This window comes from Cycloclasticus zancles 78-ME, assembly GCF_000442595.1.
Taxonomy (GTDB): Bacteria; Pseudomonadota; Gammaproteobacteria; order Methylococcales; family Cycloclasticaceae; genus Cycloclasticus; species Cycloclasticus pugetii.
In genome coordinates this window covers 1,571,351-1,589,396 of the sequence record NC_021917.1, presented here as the reverse complement: position 1 = coordinate 1,589,396, position 18,046 = coordinate 1,571,351, and the positions used below count along the sequence as shown (strand labels likewise).

Below are 18,046 nucleotides of genomic sequence, written 5' to 3'. Positions count from 1 at the left end.
TAGATGAATTTAAGGTTTTTTTACAGCTTAGGCATAACACTAATATTTTAGGTTTAAATTGCCGTTTAGCTCTAGATATGGTATAAAGCGTCGCCACTTTTGGCAACAACGATCACATGCATCAACACATCCGGTAGGGTGCTTGAATTAAATCAGGTTACCGTTTGGGATGCGTGGTAGTTATCAACCCGAGTCATGTCAGATTATCTGGCTGGCTATAACATAAGGAATTAAAAGAAATGTCTAAAATCACAATGCGTGAAATGCTCGAAGCTGGTGTCCATTTTGGTCACCAAACGAGGTACTGGAACCCTAAAATGGCCCCTTACATCTTTGGTGAGCGTGGCAAAATTCATATCATTAACTTAGAGAAAACCTTACCTCTTTTTAATGATGCATTAAATTTCATCAACAAACTAGCAGCAAACAAAGGCACTATCATGTTTGTTGGAACAAAAAAAGCAGCTCGTAAAACAGTTGCAGAAGAAGCAAAACGTTGCAGCATGCCATATGTTGATCACCGTTGGTTAGGTGGCATGTTGACAAACTTCGGTACCATCAAAAAATCAATTAATCGTTTAAAAGAACTTGAAACGATGCGTGAAGACGGTAGCTTGAATCGTTTTAGCAAAAAAGAAGGTTTAAAGTTCATGCGCCAGCTGGAAAAACTAGAGCGCAGTGTTGGCGGTATTAAAGATCTTAAAGGCCCACCCGATGCTATTGTAGTAATGGATGTAGGCTATGAAAAAATCGCAGTTAAAGAAGCGGCTAAATTAGGTATTCCAGTGATTGGTATTGTTGATTCAAACAATAAACCTAATGATGTGGATTATGTAATACCAGGTAACGATGACTCAATCAGAGCCTTAACATTATATTGCCAAAGTTTTGCCGGTGCGATTCTTGAAGGTAAAGCCAGCGTAATTAAAGAATTAGTTGATAATAAAGAAGTGGCTAAATCAGTTTCTAAAAAACCGGCTGTGAAAAAAACAGCGGTAAAAAAAGCAGCAACTGAAGAAGTAAGCAAAGAAGGTTAATCGCTACAGCTTAGAAGACAATGAACGCCTCCTGTTGGGGGCGTTTTTATGATTAATTAATATAGACAGAGGTTTAGAATGAGTGTAACAGCTGCAATGGTCAAAGAATTACGTGAAAGAACGGGTTCTGGCATGATGGAGTGCAAAAAAGCATTAGTAGAAACAGGTGGTGATTTAGAAGTTGCGATTGAAAACATGCGTAAATCAGGCATGGCAAAAGCAGATAAAAAAGCAGGGCGTATTGCTGCTGAAGGTGTTTTAAAGGTTGCAACATCCGGTGATGGATCAGCAACAACGATTGTTGAAATTAACAGTGAAACTGACTTTGTTTCAAAAGGTGATGATTTTGTTGAGTTTGCTACAGTGGTTGCAAACACGATTGTTAATAATGACGTCGCTGATGTTGAAGCATTAAATAATGCAACGATTGACGGTGAATCTGTGACAGTTGATGAAAAACGACGTGCATTGATTGCTAAAGTTGGTGAAAACATTAATGTTCGACGTTTTCAAACCATTAAGCCTGAATCAGGCGTTGTCGGTTCATATTTGCACGGTATCCGTATTGGGGTGTTGGTTGAATTGGAAGGTGGGTCTGTTGAATTAGCAAAAGATATTGCTATGCATGTTGCTGCGACGAATCCTTTATGTATTTCTGAAGCAGAAGTACCTGCAGAGGCTATTGAAAAGGAAAAAGAAATTTTTAAAGGGCAAGCTGCTGAAAGTGGTAAGCCACCTGAGATTGTTGAAAAAATGATCGTTGGTAAAGTTAAAAAATTCTTAAAAGAAGTCACCTTATTGGGTCAACCATTCGTTAAAGATGGTGATGTTACGGTTGAGCAATTATTAAAATCTAATAATGCTAAAGTCGTATCTTTCGTACGCTTTGAAGTAGGTGAAGGTATCGAGAAGAAAGAAGAAGATTTTGCATCTGAAGTAATGGCTCAAGTACGAGGCGATTAATTTAATGAGCGAGTTGACATATAAACGAATATTGCTAAAACTCAGCGGGGAAGCCTTTATGGGCGACTCCGCTGGTGGTATTGATGGTAATACAGTTTTAAGGCTAGCAGAAGAAGTTAAGCAGCTATGTGACATTGGTGTTCAAGTTGGTCTTGTTATAGGTGGTGGAAATATTTTACGTGGTTCTGAAGTAGCTTCAGATGTTATGAATCGTGTGACCAGTGATCATATGGGTATGTTGGCGACAGTCATTAATGCCTTAGCGATGCAAGATTCATTAGAGTCTCTTGGTCAGGATGTTCGCGTTATGTCAGCGCTTCAAATTAACCAAGTATGCGAAAGCTTTAAACGTAGAAGAGCGGTTAGACATTTTGAGAAAGGCCGCGTGGTTATTTTTGCAGCAGGGACCGGTAATCCATTTTTTACCACTGATTCGGCAGCGAGCCTCAGAGGTATTGAGGTTGAGGCTGAATTGCTGATTAAAGCAACAAAAGTGGATGGCATTTATTCTGATGATCCGGTTAAAAACCCTGATGCCACGCTGTATTCACGTATTAGTTTTGATGAAGCCATTGATCAGCGTTTAAATGTTATGGACGCAACAGCATTGGTACTTTGTAGGGATCATAAGTTACCATTAAGGGTCGTTAATATTTTTGATAAAGGTGCTATTAAACGTCTTGTGATGGGTGATGATATTGGCACACTTGTAGAATAACGGTAGAGATAATTATGATTGAAGATATTGTTAAAGATGGAAACCTAAGAATGGGTAAATCCGTTGAGTCTTTTCAAAAAGCATTGACAAAAATTCGTACAGGTCGTGCGCACCCAAGTTTGCTAGAGCATATTGTTGTGTCTTACTACGATGTTGATACACCCTTAAATCAAGTAGCAACAGTTAATATTGAAGACGCTAGAACATTGTCTATTATGCCGTGGGAAGCAGGTATGATTGGCCCAGTTGAAAAGGCTATTATGAAGGCAGATCTAGGGCTTAATCCAGTGACTGCTGGTAATGTCATTCGTGTACCAATGCCACCATTAACAGAAGAAAGGCGTCGCGATCTTGTTAAAGTGGTTCGTGGTGAGGCAGAAGCTGCGAAAGTTGCGATTAGAAACATTCGTCGTGACGCAAACTCTGAGTTTAAAGAGGCGTTAAAAGAAAAGATGATTACTGAAGATGAACTTCGCTCTGGTGAAGAAAAAATTCAGAAAATCACCGATCAGCATGTAAAAGATATTGATAAGCACCTTGAGGTAAAAGAAGCTGACTTGATGTCAATGTAGGCAATGAACCAAACATCGTGTGCTGTCGTGTTTAACCTTGATCTAAGTTTTTACGACGTTGTCAAAAGAGATAAAAAGGATTCTTGTGACTGACAACCAAGTTAAAAAAAATATAAAAAAAAGCCCTAAGCACATTGCCATCATAATGGATGGCAATGGGCGTTGGGCTACCGCTCAGGGTAAACCTCGTACAGCAGGCCATAAAGCGGGCGTAGATGCATTAAGAACCACTATCGAAACGTGCGCAAGCTACGGTGTAGAAGTGTTAACAGTGTTTGCATTTAGCAGCGAAAATTGGCGTCGCCCAGCGAAAGAAGTTAATGTGCTGATGGACTTGTTTATGTTGACGCTAAAAACACAAGCAAAACGATTACATAACAATAATATTCGTTTGAAAATAATTGGTGATAAAACCAAACTGTCCCAGTCGTTACAACAAAAAATTATAGATGTTGAGTTATTAACAGCTAAAAATACTGGTTTATTGCTGGTCATTGCAGCAAATTATGGTGGCCAATGGGATATTACGCAGGCAAGCCAATGTATGATGGCACATGCCGTCAGTCAAGACATTCCTTTAACAGACCTGAACATAGAAGACTTTTTATCCACTGCAGCTATACCAGACCCTGATTTATTCATAAGAACAGGTGGTGAACAGCGAATTAGTAATTTTTTACTTTGGCAAATAGCTTATAGTGAACTTTATTTTACAGACACACTTTGGCCAGATTTTGATAAGAATGCTCTTGATGTGGCCATTCAGTATTTCTCTTCTCGTGAGCGTCGGTTCGGACAGACAGGTGAGCAACTTGATGAAGATGGTTAAGGAATGACTAGTCTCGCTAAGAGGCTTCTAACAGCCATAGTATTGATTCCAGCTGTGGTCTGGATTGTAATGTATTCTTCTGAACCATTTTTTATAGGGGTTCTAAGTCTAATTGTTTTGATAGCTGGCTATGAATGGGCTGCTTTAAGTGCTGTAAAAAGCAAGCTATATAAATCTATATTTGCGATAACTGGCTTGCTGTTTTCGTTTGGTTTAACGCTTTTAAATGAACCTTTTTTAAGTGGTTTTTTTTACGCTAGTTTAATATTTTGGTTATTGGCGATCGTGTTGCTGATAACTAAAGCGCAAGATTTACTGGCAAATAAAGTAGCGCGCCCTGTGATGCTTTTAATTGGCTATTTATTGCTTGGTTTAATATTCATATCGCTTTACCAGTTGAGGCTCAATTTTGAACAAGGCCCTGAGCTTTTAATGTACCTATTATTGTTGATGTGGGTTGCTGATAGTGGAGCTTATTTTGCTGGCCGTTCATTTGGGCGTCATAAATTATCACCTCTTATTAGTCCTGGAAAATCTATAGAAGGCTTCATTGGTGGTGCATTAGCTTGTTTATTGTTGGCTTTTTTTGCAGATCAATATTTTGAAATTAACAACGGTACCATGTTTATAAGTGTGTCGGTGTTTGTTGCCTTTGTCTCGGTTTTTGGGGATCTATTTGAAAGCCTTATGAAGCGACGTGTAAACGTTAAAGATAGTGGGGCAATTTTACCGGGTCATGGTGGCGTTCTTGATCGTATTGATAGCCTTATTGCGGCAGCTCCTGTTTATGTTGCTTGTCTGTTAATGACAAAACTGTTCACATGAAAAATGTTTGCTTGCTTGGCTCAACTGGCTCAATTGGAGTTAGTACGCTTGATGTTATAAGACTCAATAAGAATGCTTACAGAGTAGTTGCACTGACAGCTAATAAAAACATTGGGCGGTTATTAGAGCAATGTATAGAATTTAAGCCAACTTATGCAGTGGTTCCAGATGCTGAGCTTGCAGATGCGTTTAGAGGGAAATTGGAACGCTCTGACGCATGTGAAACCCAAGTGTTATCTGGCATGGATTCTTTAGAGTTTGTTGCTAAACATTCAATGACTGATATTGTGGTGGCAGCCATTGTTGGAGCGGTTGGTTTATTGTCAACTTTAGCGGCTGCTAAGGCAGGTAAAACAATTTTACTGGCGAATAAAGAATCTTTAGTTGTATCGGGTGATTTATTGATGTCTGTAGTGAAACAAAATGGTGCCACCTTGCTACCGTTAGACAGCGAACATAATGCTTTATTTCAATGTATGCCCGATGCATACAAGGCTGGGCAACGTGCTGAGGGTGTTAGAAAATTAATTTTAACGGCTTCTGGTGGGCCTTTTTTGAATCTTAATGCCAGTGAGTTGGATAATGTAACGGTCGAGCAGGCTTGTGCACACCCAAACTGGTCAATGGGGCATAAAATCTCTGTTGACTCAGCGACTATGATGAATAAAGGTTTGGAGTTAATTGAAGCGAGTTATTTATTTGATATGCCCGCTGAATTAATAGATGTGCTGATACATCCTCAAAGTATTGTTCATTCGATGATTGATTATGTGGATGGGTCTGTTTTAGCGCAACTTGGAAACCCCGATATGCGCACACCCATAGCACATGCATTAGCATGGCCAAAAAGGCATGAGAGTGGCGTGTCAGCGCTGGATTTTCTAGTGAATAATCAATTAACATTTGAATCAGCCTCATATGAAAAATTCCCTTGCTTACGTTTAGCTTATGAAGCTTTAGATGCTAAAGGAACAGCACCAGCGATCTTAAATGCAGCAAATGAAGTCGCCGTTGAAGCATTTTTGGCAAAAGAATTAGCGTTCACTGGTATTTCCACATTGATTGAGCAGGTGTTGAGTATTACAACAGTGAGCCCTGCTGACTCAATTGAAAGCGTTTTAAGCGCAGATGCACAAGCACGTCAGGTTGCAAAAAATTGTTTGGAGAACGGTTAATGAGCATTATTATTTCAATGGCCTCTTTTATCTTGGCCTTAGGTATTTTGGTTACCGTTCATGAATTCGGCCATTTTTGGGTGGCGCGTAAATGTGGTGTGAAAGTATTACGTTTTTCTGTCGGTTTTGGTAAACCGTTAATTAAATTTAAAAGGAAAAATGACGAGACAGAATATGTCATTGCAAGCATACCGTTAGGCGGTTATGTGAAAATGCTCGATGAGCGTGAAGGAAACGTCGAAGAGAGTGAGAAAAAGCTAGCCTTTAATAATAAACCTCTGCTAAGTCGTTTCCTTATCGTTTTAGCGGGCCCTGTTTTTAATTTGGTGTTTGCCTTCTTGGTTTTTTGGCTAATTCTAACAGTTGGCGAAAGAGGTTTGAAGCCTGTGGTTGGTAAACTAGACCCGGCTGGTGTTGCTATTCATTCAGGTATTGAAGTTGGTGATGAAATTCTTGCTGTCAATGATCGTCCAGCAACTATATGGCGTGTGGCCATTGGCTTAATTGCCAGTGAAATGATTGATAATGGCTCGGTTGATCTCACCGTTGAGACACCTGGTGGACAAACAAAAGACATTCAATTTAACGTCCAATCGGGAGATATTCCTGAGCCAAACGATATTGTTAATGAGCTTGGTATTGAGCCTTTTTTGCCGACATTAAAACCGATGATTGGCAATATTGTTTCTGCTGAGCCAGCTGATTTAGTGGGGTTAAAGAGGGGTGATTTGATTCTGTCTGCCAATAATGAAGAGGTCGATAGTTGGCAACAATGGGTCTCAGTTATTCGTGCAAACCCAGAAAAAAGCATTTCTATAATAGTGCTAAGAAATAATGAGCGCTTAGCATTACGCCTTATTCCGCAAAAAATCATAGAAAATGATAGCCCGATTGGAAGAATTGGTGTGTCCCCATGGGTCGATGAGGTGTCAAATGACTTTTATACTACGTATTCATTGAATGGTTTTTCAGCGATAGTAGAAGCGGCCACTCAAACGGTTCATTATTCAATATTAACTGTTAAGTTAATTGGCAGAATGCTGATTGGAGAGGCATCTGTGCAGAACTTAAGTGGGCCTATTAGTTTGGCTCAATATGCAGGTAAAACGGCCACAATAGGTCTAATACCATTCTTAAAATTTTTGGCATTTGTCAGCGTTAGTTTAGGTGTTATGAATTTATTGCCGATTCCTATGTTAGATGGCGGTCATTTGTTTTTTTACCTCATTGAAGCGGTTAAAGGGAAGCCTGTTTCTGAAAAGGCTCAAGGTCTGTTTATGCGTGTGGGTTTATTTGTCTTACTTTGTATGATGGTGTTGGCCATTTTTATCGACATTGGTCGAATAATTGGTTAAATAAAAATACGTATTGAGTCAATGGATTGTTTTATCTATACTTGCTCGATACGCCTTAAACGAACATAACATTAAAACGCATTGTGATAAAAAAAATCAGAACACTATTTCTTCCAGTTTTTATACTATTTGTTCTATTCAGCTCAAATGTGGCATTTGCAGAAGAACCGGTGCTGGTTAAAGATATACGGGTTAATGGATTGCAGCGGATCACGGCGGGTGCTGTTTTTAATGCGCTAAGTCTGAAAGTAGGTGATCAATTTGAAGAGGAGACCTCTGGGGAGATTATCCGAGAGCTCTTTGAAATGGGCTTTTTTAGCGATATCAATGTGGACCTGAATGATGACATAGTCATTATTAATGTAAAAGAACGTCCAGCGATTACCAGTATCGAAATAGAAGGCAACGATGATATCGAAAACGAAACATTGCTTGAAGCATTTGGTGATGTTGGTATGGAAGTAGGACGGGTATTTAACCCACTAGTTCTCGATAAAGTTAAAAACGAATTACTTCAGCAATATTACAATAACGGTAAATATTCAGCAGAGGTTAGCAGTAAAGTGACAACACTTGAGCGTAATCGAGTGGCTGTATTAATCAGTGTTGTAGAAGGTTCAGCAGCAAGTATTAAGAAAATTAATATTGTTGGTAATAAGTCTTTTTCAGATGAAGAGATTTTGTCGGTATTTGAGTTAACAGGTCCAACTCTGATTAGTTTTTATACGAATAGTAATCAATACTCAAAACAGAAATTATCGGCTGATTTAGAACGTTTGAACTCATTCTATCAAGATCGTGGTTACATCAATTTTAAAGTTGAATCCACACAGGTTTCAATTAGTCCTGATAAAAATGGAATTTTCATCACTATCAATATCAATGAAGGGAAAGTGCACACAGTTAGTGAAGTAAAACTGGCCGGTGAGTTGATTGTTAATCCTGATAAGTTAATCCCTTACGTGATTGTTCAGCCAACAGATGTTTTTTCTAGGAAAAAAGCAACGCAAACATCAGAATACATTACTACCATTCTTGGGCAGGCGGGCTACTCGTTTGCAAATGTCAATATGATTCCTGAAATTGATAATGAATCATCAACAGTCAAAGTGACGTTTTTTGTTGACCCTGGGAAACGTGTCTATGTTCGACGTGTGTTGATGGAAGGGAATACTAAAACACGTGACGAGGTTCTAAGGCGAGAAGTTAGACAAATGGAAGCGGCATCCATTTCAACCAGAGCGGTTGATCATTCTAAAGCTAGGTTGTCACGATTAGGCCACTTTGATGAAGTGGACGTGGAAACATTACCCGTTGCTGGTACCAGTGATCAGGTTGATATTAAATACACGGTTAAAGAAAAGTCATCGGGCAATATTTTAGCCGGCGCTGGGTTTTCTCAATCACAAGGAATTGTGTTAAATGCGAGTATTAGTCAAAACAACTTCTTAGGCACTGGTAAGCGGATGAGTGCTAGCTTTAATAATAGCTCAGTTAACACTATTTATAGTTTGGGTTATACCAATCCGTATTACACAGTTGACGGCGTGAGCCGTGGCTATAACATCAGTTATAGAACAACCGACTATGATGAAGCCAACAGCTCAAATTACGAAACTGAAACATTTAATATGGGCGTTAATTTTGGCTTGCCATTAAATGAAAGTGATAAGATTGGTCTAGGTTTGGATCTAGAGTTCACTGATATTCAGTTAGACAATAATCTGTTTTTTGGTGAAATAAATAAATTTATTGTTGAAAATGGTAATTCTTTTACTAACTTAAAAGCTTCTGCTTCATGGGGCACTGATACAAGGAATCGTGCTGTGTTTGCAACGCGAGGTGGGTCAAAACGTTTATCTGGCATCATTACAGTACCGGGTTCCGATCTTGAGTTTTATAAGTTGTCATATAATCAAGAGCAATATTTCCCAATCAGTACTAATACAACACTCTATTTGAATGCTGATTTTGGTTATGGTGATTCATATGGCGATGCTGAGAGCTTACCGTTCTTTGAAAATTATTATGCCGGCGGTAAAGGCTCTGTCAGGGGCTTTACAGATAATACACTAGGTCCTCGGGATATTTTTGACGATCCAATTGGCGGCAGTGTTAAATTAGTGGGTAATGCAGAATTCATCTTTCCTGTACCCTTTATGCCAGATAATAAAAGCGTCAGAATGAGTACTTTTGTTGATGCTGGTAATGTTTATGATGATGAGATAGACGTAGGTGAGTTACGTTACTCTGTTGGCGTGTCAGCAAAATGGTTGTCTCCATTTGGCGCATTATCCTTCAGTTTAGCAATGCCTATTAATGATGGAGAAGATGATGAGGTGCAAACATTCCAATTTGCCTTTGGCTCAGGGATATAAAATCGGCTAAAACCGAGGCTACAGGCACCACTTCAACTTAACGAAATATACCTTGATGGGTATTGATAATAGTAATGTAAACAGTAGGAGAACACATTGAAACTTTTTAACCAGATCTTAATTGCTAGCATATTAACAGTAGGACTTCTAAGTACCGCGCAAGCTGCCGACATCAAAATTGGCTTTGTTAACGTAGCTAGGATTTTAGAAAAAGCACCTCAGGCAGAAAAAGCAAAGGTGGCTTTGGAAAAAGAATTTTCTCCAAGAAATAAACGCTTATTAGCGAGTCAAAAGGAAATCAAAAAACTAGATGAAAAACTTGCTCGTGATGCCAAATTAATGAGTGAGTCTGAAACACGACGCTTACAGCGTGATGTGCTAGAAAAGAAACGTGCACTCAATCGTGACCAAGAAGAGTTTAGAGAAGACTTTAATTTAAGACGTAACGAAGAGTTAGCCAAGTTACAAAAATTGGTTTTCGAAGCAATTAAAGGGCTTTCAGAAGCTGAAAAATATGATTTAGTGCTTCATGATGGTGTTGTTTTTGCGAGTGGCGCAGTTGATATAACCAATAAAGTTCAAAACCGTCTATCTACTGGTAAATAGCGTTAACCAAAATGGCTGTTGATTAATGCTGACTTTACAAGAATTAGCGGTCGCTATTGATGCTGATTTAATCGGTGACCCAAACTATCAAATCAGTAGTTGTGCTACGCTTGAATCAGCTAGATCTGATCAGCTATCGTTTATCTATAATAAAAAGTACATTACAGATTTACAGACAACCAATGCGGGCGTTGTTATTTTATCGGATGCTTTTTTAGCAGGATATGATGGCAATGCATTGATTGTTAAAAACCCATATTTAGCGTACGCAAAAGCAGCAAATGTGATTCATGCCGCCCCTCCAAGAGTGGGCAGTATTCATGCTTCGGTTGTAATTGGTGATAATGCAAATATTGCTGAGGATTGCGTGCTGGCTCCTCATGTTGTTATTGGTGATGATGTCACCATTGGTAAAGGTTGTTATATAGGACCTGGATGCGTCATTGCCAATAAAGTAGTGATTGGTAATAACCTTAAGTTAGTCGCCAATGTAAGTCTTGGAGAAGAGACGAAAATAGGCGATAACGTTACGATTCACCCAAGTACTGTGATAGGTAGTGATGGCTTTGGCTATGCACCATACAATGATAAAAAAGGTTGGTGTAAAATACCTCAACTTGGACATGTTGTTATTGGTAATGATGTTGAAATAGGGTCTAATACGTCGATTGATTGCGGTGCTTTAGATAATACAGTTATTGGTGATGGCGTTAAAATTGATAACCAAGTTCAGATAGCACATAACGTTGTGATTGGTGACCATACAGCTATAGCCGCTTGTACTGGTATAGCCGGTAGTACGAAAATTGGAAAATATTGCACATTTGCTGGTGGTGTTGGCCTAGTAGGGCATATATCAATAACAGATGGTGTGCATGTAACCGGCATGACAATGGTTACGCATTCAATTAATGAAGCCGGTGTTTATTCATCGGGTACACCGTTTCAAAAAAATACAGATTGGCTTAAGAATGCAGTTCGCTTTAAGCAACTTGATAAATTAACCAAAAAAATCAATTATTTAATAAAGTTAAAAAAGGAAAATTAATGTCGCTTGATGATGTAAGAAAAGTAATGGAATTCTTGCCACACCGTTATCCTTTTTTAATGATTGATAGAGTTGTTGAGTATGAGGCCGGCGAAAGGTTGTTAGCCGTTAAGAATGTCACTTACAACGAACCCCAGTTTACCGGTCATTTCCCACATAACCCGATTATGCCAGGCGTATTGGTTATTGAAGCATTGGCACAAGCAACGGGTCTGTTGTCGATGAAAACATTAACAGATCGTGGTGAAGATTTTGGCGAATACTACTTGGTAGGTATCGATAAAGCGCGTTTTAAACGGTCTGTTGTACCCGGCGACCAATTAATGATAGAAGCGGTTTTCAAAAAAAATAAACGAAATATTTGGTCTTTTTCAGCGTCCGCAACAGTCGATGGAGAATTGGTTGTGTCTGCTGAGATTATGTGTGCCTCAAAGGAGTCGACTAAATGATCCACCAAACGGCTATTATCGACCCAACAGCGTCTATAGATGAGAATGTAAAAATTGGTCCTTATACGGTTATCGGAGCGAATGTTTCGATAGGCACTGGAACGGTTGTTTCTTCTCACGTTACGATTAATGGAACAACAACAATAGGCAAAAACAATCGAATTTATCAGTTTTCGTCTATTGGTGAAGACCCTCAAGATAAGAAGTATGCTGGTGAAGAGTCATTCTTAGAAATTGGTGATAATAACGAAATCCGAGAATTCACAACAATCCACAGAGGCACAACACAGGATAAAAATATTACGAAAATTGGTAGTAATAATTTATTCATGGCCTATACGCATGTTGCTCATGACTGCGTGATTGCCGACGATGTTATTCTTGCTAATGCTGCTTCATTAGGTGGTCATGTACATATTGGCAATAATGCTATCTTGGGCGGTTTCTCCATCGTTCATCAGTTTTGTCATTTGGGTGATCATTGTTTTTCAGCTATGGGTAGCGCGATTACAAAAGATGTGCCGCCTTTTGTAATGGTTGGTGGTCGACCTACCAAACCTCATGGGATCAATACGGTTGGATTAGATAGGCGTGGCTTTTCAGCGGACACTATTTTGCAGGTTAAACGAGCCTATAAATTGCTTTATAAATCAGGCTTAAAGTTAGCTGATGCTAAAGCAGAATTAGTCAATGTTGTAAAAGATCACCCCGAGTTAACCATCATGTTGGATTTTTTAGAGAATTCTAACCGCAGTATTTTACGATAGTTAGACAGGTAAGCTTCATAAGGATTACCGTGCGTTTACTATGATGTCTACAATTATTGATAAACCTATAAAAATTATGCTGGTTGCCGGTGAGCACTCTGGTGATATTTTGGGTGCTGGTCTAATAAAACGATTGAAAGAAAGGTACCCTAATGCAACGTTTTCCGGTATTGGCGGACCAAGAATGTTAGCCGAAGGTTTTCAATCGTATTATCCGATGTCTAAATTATCTGTTTTTGGCTTATTTGAAGTGATAAAACATTTACCGGAATTACTGGGGATTAGAAAGCACTTAAAAAAAATCATAATCAGTGAGAACCCAGATGTTTTTATTGGGATAGATGCGCCTGATTTTAATCTAAAACTAGAACGCGAGCTCTATAAAAAAGGCATTAAAACAGTTCATTATGTCAGCCCAACCGTCTGGGCATGGCGGCCAAAACGAATTAAGAAACTAATTGGTTCGTTAAATGCCTTGTTATGTATTTTTCCTTTTGAAGAAACTTATTTTAAAGATACTGCTGTCCCAGCTTATTTTATAGGGCACCCATTAGCCGATAAGCATCAACATCCTATCAATACACAGGCGGCTAGACAGTCTTTAGGATTACACAGTGAACAACCGGTATTAACAATAATGCCCGGTAGCAGGCTTGGTGAGCTTGAACGACATAGTTTTTTATTTTTACAGACCGCCTATAATTGCTCAAATAATATTTCTGGACTTAAAATTTTAGTACCAATGCCAGATCAAGTGGTTGCAGATAAATTTCAAGAATATTATAGAGCGTCGGGGTTGACGCTCGATTTAGAGATAAAAGTAAGGGCGACTACGGAAATGATTGCAGCTGCCAATATGGTGTTAGTGGCTTCTGGTACAGCAACGCTTGAGGTGATGTTGTTTAAAAAACCGATGGTGGTTGCCTACAAATTATCGGCACTAACTGCATGGGTCATTAAAACATTCGATTTACTAAAAGCCCCCTTCGTATCGATGCCAAACTTAATAGCAGGCAAAGAATTGGTTAAAGAATATTTACAAGATGATATTAATATCGCTACGTTAACTGAAGAATTGGTTAGTTTTTACCAAGATAAAGATAAGACTCAAACTATAGTGAATGAATTTAATAAAATGAAAATAAAATTGACACGTCAGGCTGATATTCAAGCTGCAAACATTGTGTCGGGCGTAATTAATGGTGATGTTTCATTTTGAACAAGGTGGTTGTTGGCTTAGATGAGGTAGGTAGAGGTTGTATTGCAGGGCCTGTTGTTGCAGCGGCTGTCATTCTGGATGATGAAAAACCAATTGATGGCCTGATGGATTCAAAAAAGTTGACAAAAAAGAGACGAGAGGTGCTTGCACAACAGATCATCGAGTCTGCTAAAGCATGGTCAATTGGTCGAGCAGAGGTGGCTGAAATTGATGAAATTAATATTTTACAGGCAAGTTTATTAGCCATGAAACGGGCATTTGATGGCTTGGATATTAAGGCAGGTTATGCCAAAGTTGATGGGACATTCTATCCAGATATTGATCTGCCGGGTAAATGTATCAAAGGCGGTGATAACCTTGTGGCTGAAATCTCCGCGGCTTCGATTATCGCAAAAGTATATAGAGATGAGCAGATGGCCCTGCTTGATGTGTTATATCCCGGTTATGGCCTATCAAAACATGCCGGTTACCCGACCCCTGATCATAAAATGAAACTTGCCCAGCAGGGTGTTATTTCGATTTACCGACAATCATTTTCCCCAGTAAGAAAATTATTACCATGAGTGAGGCCATCAAGTTTATCCACCTTAGGAACCATACCGAATATTCATTGGTAGATGGCATTATTCGTGTAAAACCATTGGTCAAACGTGTAGCTGAACTAGCTATGCCAGCTATCGGGGTGACCGATCAGTCTAATTTATTTGCCACGGTAAAGTTTTATCGTGCTGCCTTAGCTGCTGGCATCAAACCTATTATTGGGGCGGATGTACAGATAAGAGATTCGGTGGCGCAAAAAAAGCCATATATCATCACCTTACTGGCCCAAAACCAACAAGGTTATTTAGCACTGTGTGAATTAATTTCTGAGGCGTATCTTAATGGGCAAGATAAAGGTGTCGCCTATCTAACCAGTAAAAAAATACTGGAGAAAAATGAAGGTTTAATTGCCTTATCTGGCTGTTTGGACGGGTTGTTCTCAACACCGCTTCAGTCAAATGATACAGAGCAAGCAGATACTATGTTATCTACTTGGTTGCAGGTTTTTAAGGATCGTTTTTACATAGAGCTTCAACGTATTGGTCGATCAGGTGAAGAGGGGTTAAATAATCAGTTATTAGCCTTAGCTAGTAAGCATCATGCACCTATAGTGGCTACTAATAGTGCATGCTTTTTAAAACCAGAGGAGTTTGATGCGCATGAGGCGCGAGTCTGCATTAATCAAGGGCGTGTATTATCTGATACTAGGCGGGTCAAAACGCATACCGAACAGCAGTATTTAAAAAGTCAGGAAGACATGTTGGCGCTTTTTTCTGATTTACCTGAAGCGCTTGAAAATACAGTAGAGATTGCAAAACGTTGCAATGTTGAACTTAGTTTAGGGGAGAACTTTTTACCTGACTTTCCCGTTCCAGAAGGTATGACCATAGATGAATATTTCGCAGATTTATCACAAAAAGGGTTAGAGAAACGAATTCAAGAAACTTCTCATCGAATTAAGTTTGATGATGAAAAAAGGGCCCAGTATCAAGCCAGATTAAAGCGCGAATTAGACGTTATTTGTCAGATGGGCTTTCCTGGTTATTTTTTAATTGTTGCTGATTTTATTCAATGGGCAAAAGATAATGGCGTACCCGTTGGCCCGGGTCGTGGTTCTGGTGCGGGATCTATTATTGCGTATGCATTAAGAATTACTGACCTAGACCCGCTAGAGTTTGATTTACTGTTTGAGCGATTTTTAAATCCTGAACGTGTGTCAATGCCTGACTTTGATGTGGATTTTTGTATGGATGGGCGTGATCGGGTGATCGATTATGTCGGTGAGAAATACGGACGAGATAAAGTGTCGCAAATTATTACCTACGGGAGTATGGCTGCGAAAGCTGTTATACGTGATGTGGGGCGTGTATTAGGCCATCCTTATGGTTTTGTAGATCGTTTAGCAAAAGCAATCCCCTTTGAAATTGGTATGACCTTAACAAAGGCACTTGATGAAAGCCCTGATCTATTGAACGCATATAAAGAATCAGACGAGGTTCGTGAGCTAATAGACTTAGCTCTAATGCTTGAAGGGGTGGCAAGAAACGCGGGTAAACATGCGGGTGGTGTTGTCATCGCTCCGAGTAAGTTAACTGATTTTTCACCCTTATATTGCGAGGAAGGTGGTGCAAACCTGGTGACGCAGTTTGATAAAGACGATATCGAAGCTGTTGGTTTAGTTAAGTTCGACTTTTTGGGGTTACGAACATTAACAATTATTGACTGGGCCTTACAAAATATAAATCAACGCTTAGCCGCAAAGGGCGAAAAGGCCGTTAATATTGACCTGTTACCTCGCGATGATGAATTAACGTACGAGTTATTAAAAAATTACGCAACAACAGCTGTTTTTCAGCTTGAGTCTAGGGGCATGAAAGATTTGATTCGTCGTCTGCGCCCTGACACCTTTGAAGATATTATTGCTCTAGTGGCTCTCTTTAGACCAGGGCCATTGCAGTCTGGCATGGTGGATGATTACATTAATGTTAAGCATGGTCGCAAAAAAGCAGAATATCCGCACCCAACCTTGATACCAATTTTAGAGCCAACTAATGGGGTTATCTTATATCAAGAACAAGTGATGCAAATTGCTCAGGATTTAGCTGGCTATAGTCTTGGCTCAGCTGACTTGCTGCGTCGAGCGATGGGCAAGAAAAAGCCCGAAGAAATGGCCAAGCAGCGTGAGATGTTTACCACAGGAGCGGTTGCTAATAATGTCGAAGAAAGTGTAGCGACCTATATTTTTGACTTAATGGAAAAATTTGCAGGCTACGGGTTCAATAAATCTCACTCCGCTGCGTATGCATTAATTGCCTACCAAACCGCTTGGTTAAAAGCGCACTACCCATCAGAATTTATGGCCGCAGTGTTGTCTTCAGATATGGACAATACCGATAAAGTTGTTTTGTTCATCGATGAATGTCGTGATATGGGGCTCAATATTCTTCCGCCTGATGTTAATAGCTCTTACTATCGATTTACGACAAATGAAGAAGGCGACATTATCTATGGCTTAGGGGCGCTTAAAGGTGTCGGTGAAGGAGCTATTGAATCAATTATTCAACAAAGAGAACTTAACGGCCCTTATTCTAGTCATGAAGACCTTGCCAATCGTATAGATTTAAGAAAGGCAAATCGTCGTGTGCAAGAAGCTCTTATCAGAGCGGGTGCATTAGATTGTTTTGACACAAACCGTGCACAGCTGATGCAGCAATTAACGAATGTACTTCAAGTGGCTGAGCAGCAGGGGAAAAGTGCGATGGCTGGGCAAAATGATTTGTTCGGCGTAAGCCTTGTTGAAACAACTCAAAAATCTAATGCTGTTCGTGTAAAAACTTGGAGCGAGCATGAGCGCCTTAAACATGAAAAGACAATACTTGGACTGTATTTAACCGGGCACCCATTTGATACAGTTCGAGATGAAATGAGCAATATTGTTTCAGGAAAATTGGCAGCCTTACATGATATGGAGTTAAGCTCCCCGGGGGGAGGCCAGTATCGGCGTGCAAAAGGAAAACCGATTACCGTCTCTGGTTTGGTGTTAAATATCCGTACACGTCCAACAAAAAGTGGTGCTAAAATTGCCACCATTATTTTAGATGATGGAAGCGCTCGCATGGAGGCTGTGGCCTATAGTGAGGTTTTTGAGACCTATAGCGAACAATTACAGGTCGAGCAAATTGTTGTTATTGAAGGCAGTATCTCTTTTGATGACTTTGCCGGGCAAAATAGAATTAGCATTGAGTCAGTGATGACAGTTGAGCAAGCACGTAAACGGTTCATAAAAGATGTATTGATAGAGTTAGACGCTGATGTTCTAAAACAAGACAATAAAATTAATCAATTACATACTGTTTTAAGTAAATACCGTGGTGGTGATTGCCCGGTTAAAATAAAATTGATGCTACCCGGTGCTTCATCCGCGCTTTTATTGCCGGATGAATGGAATATTAAACCTGAAGATGCATTGTTGACAGATTTACATAATGCATTGCCAGAACAACAAGGTTTTATTCGATATTGAATTTTGCTGGCTGAATTCATCGACTCAAGATAAAATAAGCTT

Annotated in this window: 16 protein-coding genes; all 16 read left to right on the top strand. The window is 39.5% G+C overall.

Going from position 1 to position 18,046, the window contains the following annotated elements; translation table 11 throughout:
• The first annotated feature begins 239 nt into the window (after nucleotides 1-239).
• The 16 genes from rpsB (at nucleotide 240) to dnaE (ending at nucleotide 18,004) form a co-directional block, all read left to right on the top strand.
• The gene (gene rpsB / locus CYCME_RS07705; protein WP_015005820.1) at nucleotides 240-1,037 is read left to right on the top strand and encodes a 30S ribosomal protein S2; all 798 of its coding nucleotides are present in this window, start codon (nucleotides 240-242) and stop codon (nucleotides 1,035-1,037) included.
• Nucleotides 1,038-1,115: 78 nt separating this feature from the next.
• Nucleotides 1,116-2,000, top strand: a complete 885-nt coding sequence (gene tsf / locus CYCME_RS07700; protein ID WP_015005821.1) for a translation elongation factor Ts — start codon at nucleotides 1,116-1,118, stop codon at nucleotides 1,998-2,000.
• 4 nt (nucleotides 2,001-2,004) lie between these two features.
• Nucleotides 2,005-2,718 (top strand): UMP kinase, encoded by a 714-nt coding sequence (pyrH, locus tag CYCME_RS07695; RefSeq protein WP_015005822.1) that lies wholly within the window; start codon nucleotides 2,005-2,007, stop codon nucleotides 2,716-2,718.
• A gap of 14 nt (nucleotides 2,719-2,732) precedes the next feature.
• Nucleotides 2,733-3,290, top strand: a complete 558-nt coding sequence (gene frr, locus CYCME_RS07690; RefSeq protein WP_015005823.1) for a ribosome recycling factor — start codon at nucleotides 2,733-2,735, stop codon at nucleotides 3,288-3,290.
• A gap of 85 nt (nucleotides 3,291-3,375) precedes the next feature.
• Complete coding sequence (gene uppS, locus CYCME_RS07685; RefSeq protein ID WP_020162109.1) at nucleotides 3,376-4,119, top strand: polyprenyl diphosphate synthase; 744 nt, start codon at nucleotides 3,376-3,378, stop codon at nucleotides 4,117-4,119.
• 3 nt (nucleotides 4,120-4,122) lie between these two features.
• Complete coding sequence (locus CYCME_RS07680; RefSeq protein WP_020932691.1) at nucleotides 4,123-4,944, top strand: phosphatidate cytidylyltransferase; 822 nt, start codon at nucleotides 4,123-4,125, stop codon at nucleotides 4,942-4,944.
• Complete coding sequence (ispC, locus tag CYCME_RS07675; RefSeq protein ID WP_020932690.1) at nucleotides 4,941-6,119, top strand: 1-deoxy-D-xylulose-5-phosphate reductoisomerase; 1,179 nt, start codon at nucleotides 4,941-4,943, stop codon at nucleotides 6,117-6,119. The genes CYCME_RS07680 and ispC overlap by 4 nt, the downstream gene beginning before the upstream one ends.
• A complete protein-coding gene (rseP, locus tag CYCME_RS07670) occupies nucleotides 6,119-7,474 on the top strand; it encodes an RIP metalloprotease RseP (protein WP_020932689.1) in 1,356 nt (451 codons plus the stop codon). Before ispC ends, rseP begins: the two co-directional genes overlap by 1 nt.
• A gap of 149 nt (nucleotides 7,475-7,623) precedes the next feature.
• Nucleotides 7,624-9,852, top strand: coding sequence for an outer membrane protein assembly factor BamA (gene bamA / locus CYCME_RS07665; protein WP_015005828.1), 2,229 nt, complete (start codon nucleotides 7,624-7,626; stop codon nucleotides 9,850-9,852).
• A 96-nt stretch (nucleotides 9,853-9,948) separates the two neighbouring features.
• A complete protein-coding gene (locus CYCME_RS07660) occupies nucleotides 9,949-10,458 on the top strand; it encodes an OmpH family outer membrane protein (protein WP_015005829.1) in 510 nt (169 codons plus the stop codon).
• Nucleotides 10,459-10,483: 25 nt separating this feature from the next.
• Nucleotides 10,484-11,506, top strand: coding sequence for a UDP-3-O-(3-hydroxymyristoyl)glucosamine N-acyltransferase (lpxD, locus tag CYCME_RS07655; protein WP_016390766.1), 1,023 nt, complete (start codon nucleotides 10,484-10,486; stop codon nucleotides 11,504-11,506).
• On the top strand, nucleotides 11,506-11,955 hold the full coding sequence (gene fabZ / locus CYCME_RS07650; protein ID WP_015005831.1) for a 3-hydroxyacyl-ACP dehydratase FabZ: 450 nt from the start codon (nucleotides 11,506-11,508) through the stop codon (nucleotides 11,953-11,955). The genes lpxD and fabZ overlap by 1 nt, the downstream gene beginning before the upstream one ends.
• On the top strand, nucleotides 11,952-12,722 hold the full coding sequence (gene lpxA / locus CYCME_RS07645) for an acyl-ACP--UDP-N-acetylglucosamine O-acyltransferase (RefSeq protein ID WP_020932688.1): 771 nt from the start codon (nucleotides 11,952-11,954) through the stop codon (nucleotides 12,720-12,722). Before fabZ ends, lpxA begins: the two co-directional genes overlap by 4 nt.
• A 40-nt stretch (nucleotides 12,723-12,762) precedes the next feature.
• Nucleotides 12,763-13,941, top strand: coding sequence for a lipid-A-disaccharide synthase (lpxB, locus tag CYCME_RS07640; RefSeq protein ID WP_041932935.1), 1,179 nt, complete (start codon nucleotides 12,763-12,765; stop codon nucleotides 13,939-13,941).
• Entirely contained in the window at nucleotides 13,938-14,504 is a 567-nt protein-coding gene (gene rnhB / locus CYCME_RS07635) for a ribonuclease HII (protein WP_015005834.1), read from the top strand. Before lpxB ends, rnhB begins: the two co-directional genes overlap by 4 nt.
• The gene (gene dnaE, locus CYCME_RS07630; protein ID WP_020932686.1) at nucleotides 14,501-18,004 is read left to right on the top strand and encodes a DNA polymerase III subunit alpha; all 3,504 of its coding nucleotides are present in this window, start codon (nucleotides 14,501-14,503) and stop codon (nucleotides 18,002-18,004) included. The genes rnhB and dnaE overlap by 4 nt, the downstream gene beginning before the upstream one ends.
• Nucleotides 18,005-18,046: the final 42 nt, after the last annotated feature.

What these genes read in the sequence shown, in the direction of transcription:
- rpsB (WP_015005820.1), top strand. Translation starts at nt 240, where the DNA reads ATGTCTAAAATCACAATGCGTGAAATGCTCGAAGCTGGTGTCCATTTT.
- tsf (WP_015005821.1), top strand. Translation starts at nt 1,116, where the DNA reads ATGAGTGTAACAGCTGCAATGGTCAAAGAATTACGTGAAAGAACGGGT.
- pyrH (WP_015005822.1), top strand. Translation starts at nt 2,005, where the DNA reads ATGAGCGAGTTGACATATAAACGAATATTGCTAAAACTCAGCGGGGAA.
- frr (WP_015005823.1), top strand. Translation starts at nt 2,733, where the DNA reads ATGATTGAAGATATTGTTAAAGATGGAAACCTAAGAATGGGTAAATCC.
- CYCME_RS07680 (WP_020932691.1), top strand. Translation starts at nt 4,123, where the DNA reads ATGACTAGTCTCGCTAAGAGGCTTCTAACAGCCATAGTATTGATTCCA.
- ispC (WP_020932690.1), top strand. Translation starts at nt 4,941, where the DNA reads ATGAAAAATGTTTGCTTGCTTGGCTCAACTGGCTCAATTGGAGTTAGT.
- rseP (WP_020932689.1), top strand. Translation starts at nt 6,119, where the DNA reads ATGAGCATTATTATTTCAATGGCCTCTTTTATCTTGGCCTTAGGTATT.
- lpxD (WP_016390766.1), top strand. Translation starts at nt 10,484, where the DNA reads ATGCTGACTTTACAAGAATTAGCGGTCGCTATTGATGCTGATTTAATC.
- fabZ (WP_015005831.1), top strand. Translation starts at nt 11,506, where the DNA reads ATGTCGCTTGATGATGTAAGAAAAGTAATGGAATTCTTGCCACACCGT.
- lpxA (WP_020932688.1), top strand. Translation starts at nt 11,952, where the DNA reads ATGATCCACCAAACGGCTATTATCGACCCAACAGCGTCTATAGATGAG.
- lpxB (WP_041932935.1), top strand. Translation starts at nt 12,763, where the DNA reads ATGATGTCTACAATTATTGATAAACCTATAAAAATTATGCTGGTTGCC.
- dnaE (WP_020932686.1), top strand. Translation starts at nt 14,501, where the DNA reads ATGAGTGAGGCCATCAAGTTTATCCACCTTAGGAACCATACCGAATAT.